At 74.0% G+C, this 4232-nt stretch carries 2 protein-coding genes; both read right to left on the bottom strand.

Features of this window, described 5'->3' with window-relative positions:
- Window positions 1–807 (bottom strand): beta-ketoacyl synthase N-terminal-like domain-containing protein (locus IEZ12_RS36270; RefSeq protein WP_189278536.1); only part of this gene is annotated, 807 nt, incomplete at its 3' end.
- A 2-nt stretch (window positions 808–809) separates the two neighbouring features.
- Window positions 810–4232, bottom strand: a 3423-nt coding sequence (locus IEZ12_RS36275) for a type I polyketide synthase (protein ID WP_189278538.1), incomplete at its 5' end; no start/stop codon positions are given.

The following is a 4232-nucleotide window of genomic DNA, read 5'->3' on the forward strand; positions in this document are numbered from 1 at the left end:
ACCGGCGCCCTCGCCCCAGCTGGTGCCGTCCGCCGCCTCGGCGAACGCCTTCACCCGGCCATCGACGGAGAGGCCCCGCTGCCGCGAGAACTCGACGAACCCCGCCGGCGTCGCCATCACGGTCACACCGCCGGCCAGCGCCAGCGAGCACTCCCCCGCCCGCAGCGCCTGCGCCGCCAGATGGATCGCCACCAGCGACGACGAACACGCCGTGTCCACCGACACCGCCGGACCCTCCAGCCCCAGCAGGTACGACACCCGCCCGGACGTGGCGCTGGTGGCGGTTCCGGTGGCGAGAAAACCCTCAAGGTCCGGCGGCGGCTGGTTGCCGTAGCCGGAGGACCACAGGCCGGTGAACACGGCCGTTCGGCTGCCGCCGAGCGTGGTCGGGTCGATGCCGGCGTACTCGAAGGTCTCCCACGCGGTCTCCAGCAGCACCCGCTGCTGCGGGTCCATGGCGAGCGCCTCGCGCGGCGAGATGCCGAAGAACCCGGCGTCGAAGCCCGCGCCGTCGGCGAGGAAGCCGCCCGACCGGCTGTAGGTCGTGCCCGGCCGGTCCGGGTCGGGGTCGTAGACGACGTCCCAGCCACGGTCCGGCGGGAATTCGGTGATCGCGTCGGCGCCGTCCGAGACGAGCCGCCACAGGCCGTCGGGGGACTCCACCCCGCCCGGGTAGCGGCAGCCCATGCCGATGATCGCGATCGGCTCGCGCGCGGCCTCCTCCATGTCGGCGAGGCGCTTGCTGAGCACTCCAAGGTCGGCCGTGGCGCGCTTGAGGTAAGTACGGAGCTTCTGTTCGTCGGACATGACTACTCCTCAGCGTTTCGGGACTCGCCCGAGCGGATGACCTCGGTCTTGCGGTGTGCATCGTCCAGAAGGCTGAACAGCTCGTCGTCGCTGGCCTCGTCGACACCGGCCGCGGAGCCGGTGCGCTTGGCGGTCCAGGCCGCGAGGAGTCCTTCGAGGCGGGCCGCGACGGTCTCGTAGTCGGCGTCGGCGGCTGCCGTGTCGAGCGTGGACCTGAGCCGGTCGAGTTCGGCGAGCAGCGGGTCGGGGGCGGCGCCGTGCAGCCGCGTGTGCACGAAGGCGGCGAGGCGGGTCGGTGTCGGGTGGTCGAAGACGAGCGTGGCGGGCAGGCGCAGGCCGGTGTCCGCGTCGAGCTGGTTGCGCAGCTCGACGGCGGTGAGCGAGTCGAACCCGATGTCGGTGAACGCCTGGTCGGGGTTGACCGCCTCCGATGACGAGTGCCCCAGGACGAGGGCGACCTGGCCCACGACGAGTTGCAGCACGTCGGCCTGCGTCCACTCGCGGTCGGCGGCCTGCCTGCGCCGGGGCCGCACCAGCTCCCGCAGCAGGGCGGGCGGGTCGCCGGCCCGGCGCAGTGCCGGCAGGTCGAACCTGACGGGGGCGAGGACCGGGGCGCCCGCGGTCAGCGCGGCGTCGAACAGGGCCAGCGCGTCCGCCGTCGGCAGCGGCCGTACGCCGGCCCTGGCCAGGCGGTGCCGGTCGGTGGCGGTCAGACCGCCGGTCATGCCGCTGGCCTCCGCCCAGTAGCCCCAGGCGAGCGACACGGCCGGCTGCCCCTCGGCGTGCCGGTGTGCGGCGAGGCCGTCGAGGTACGCGTTCGCTGCCGCGTAGTTCGCCTGGCCCGCGCCGCCCAGCACGCCGGCCGCCGACGAGAACAGCACGAACGCCTCCAGGTCCGAGGTCAGTTCGTGGAGGTGCCGCGCCGCGAGGGCCTTCGGCTCCCACACCCGCGCGAACTGCTGCGGGGTGAGGGATTCCACGACGGTGTCGGCCAGCGTGCCCGCGGCGTGGACCACCGAGGTGACCGGGTGTGCGGCGAGCAGCCGCGCCACCGCCTCGCGGTCGGCCACGTCGCACGCCACGATGTCGGCGGTCGCGCCCAGCGCGGCCAGGTCGGCGGCCAGCACGGCCGCGCCGGGGGCGTCCGGGCCGCTCCGGCTGACCAGCAGCAGGTGCCGCACGCCGTGCCGTACGGCGAGGTGGCGGGCGATCGTGCCGCCCAGGGTGCCGGTGCCGCCGGTGACGAGCACCGTGCTCTCGGGGCTGAGCGGCGACGGCAGCGGTTCGGTCCGCACCCGTTCGAGGCGGGGGACGTGCACGGCGCCGGCCCGGATCGCCAGCTGGGGTTCGTCGCCGGCCAGCCGGACCTTGTCGCCGTCGTCGCCGTCGACCAGCACGAACCGGCCGGGGTGCTCGGTGGCGGCCGACCGGACCAGGCCCCAGACGGCGGCGGCCTGCGGGTCGACGTCCTCGCCCGGCCGGACCGGCACGGCGTTGCGCGTGGCGACCACCATGCGCGGGGTGTCCGTGGCGAGGAAGTCCTGGATCACCCGCAGGGTCTCGACGGGCGAGGTGGCGTGGTGGACCGGAATGTCCGGTTCGGTGGTCGCCGTCTCCAGCACCGGCCACGCCACCTGGTACGGCACGTCCTGCGTGGTGGCCCCGGCCGGCCGGCGCAGGGTCAACGAGGCGATCTCGGCGACCGGCGCGCCCGACTGGTCGGCGAGGCCGATCGCGCAGGTGTCCTCGCCGGTCATGGTCAGCCGGACCCTGGCGTGCTCGGCGCCGCGCCACCAGGAGATGCCGGCGAAGGAGAACGGCATCTTCGCCCGGTCGTCGGCGACGGTCACGATCTGGATCGCGGCGTCGAGCAGGGCCGGGTGCAGGGCGAACCGGCTGTCGCCGGGGGGCGCGGCCACCTCCGCGTAGAGGGTGTCGCCGTCGCGCCAAGCCGCTCGCAGACCTTGGAAGGCCGTGCCGTAGACGAATCCGGCGTCGGCCAGGTTGTCGTAGAAGGCGTCGAGGTCGACCGCTTCGGCCTGCGGCGGCCACTGCCGCGCCCAGGGCTCCCGCGGTGCGACGGGCACGGCACCCAGGGTCCCGGTGGCGTGCCGCACCCACTCGCCGTCTGCGCGCGAGTGGATCGCGACGCTGCGCCGACCCGCCCGGTCGGGGCCGACGGTCACGGACACCTGCACGCCGTCCGCGACCACCAGGGGCGTCTCCAGCGTCAGGTCCTCGACCGCCGGGCAGTCGACGTGTTCGCCGGCCCGGAGCGCCAGGTCCACGAACGCCGCGCCGGGCAGCAGGGGCGAGCCCGAGATGACGTGTTCGGTGAGCCACGGCTGCGCGGCGGTGGCGAGTTGACCCGTCAGCACCACGCCGTTGTCGTCGGGGAGTTCCATGGCGTCCCGCAGCAGCGGGTGGTCGAGCCGACCGTCACCGATCGGTGCCAGTGCGGTGGGCTGGAGCCAGTAGTGCTGGTGCTGGAAGGCGTACGAAGGCACGCGCACGCCCGCCGTGGTGGTCGCGGGCGGCGTCCAACGCATCGCACCGTCCGCCCACAACCGCCCCAGACCCGCGAACAACCGCTCCGGGGAATCACCACCCCGCCGCATCAACCCGTTCCCCACCAGCACCGGATGCGGACCGACCTCCACGAACCCGGTCACGCCCTGGCCAGCCAGCCACTCCACGGCATCGGCGAACCGGACCGGCTCCCGGACCTGCCGCACCCAGTACCCGGGCTCGCCCATGTCCACCGGGCACCCAGCCACGGTGGAGACCACCGGGATCACCGGCTCACCGAACGACAGACCCGCCGCCACCCGACCCAGCTCCTCCAGCACCGGATCCATCCGCGCCGAATGGAACGCGTGACTGACCTCCAGCCGCCGCACCCGACGACCACGCCCCCACCAGACTTCGGAGACCGCCGCGACCGCCGCCTCGTCGCCCGACACCACCACCGCGTCCGCCGCGTTGACCGCCGCGACCTCGGCGCCCGGCACCAGCGACTCCACAACCTCCGCCACCGACGCCTGGAGCGACACCATCGCCCCACCACCCGGCAGCCCCTGCATCAACCGGCCGCGCGCACCCACCAGCGCACACGCGTCCTCCAGGCTCAGGACACCCGCCACATGCGCCGCCGCCACCTCGCCGACCGAGTGCCCGACCAGGAAGTCCGGCCGCACACCCAGCGACTCCACCAGCCGGAACAGCGCCACCTCCAGGGCGAACACGCTGCCCTGCGTGAACAGCGTCTCCCCGAGCACTCCTTCCTTGTCCTCGAACAGCACCTCCACCGACAATCCCAACAACCCGCAGACCTCGTCCAACGCCCGAGCGAACACCGGGAACTCGCGATACAGACCCCGCCCCATCCCCGCCCACTGACCACCCTGACCGGAGAACACGAACGC

Source organism: Kitasatospora griseola (assembly GCF_014648555.1).
Lineage (GTDB): Bacteria > Actinomycetota > Actinomycetes > Streptomycetales > Streptomycetaceae > Kitasatospora > Kitasatospora griseola.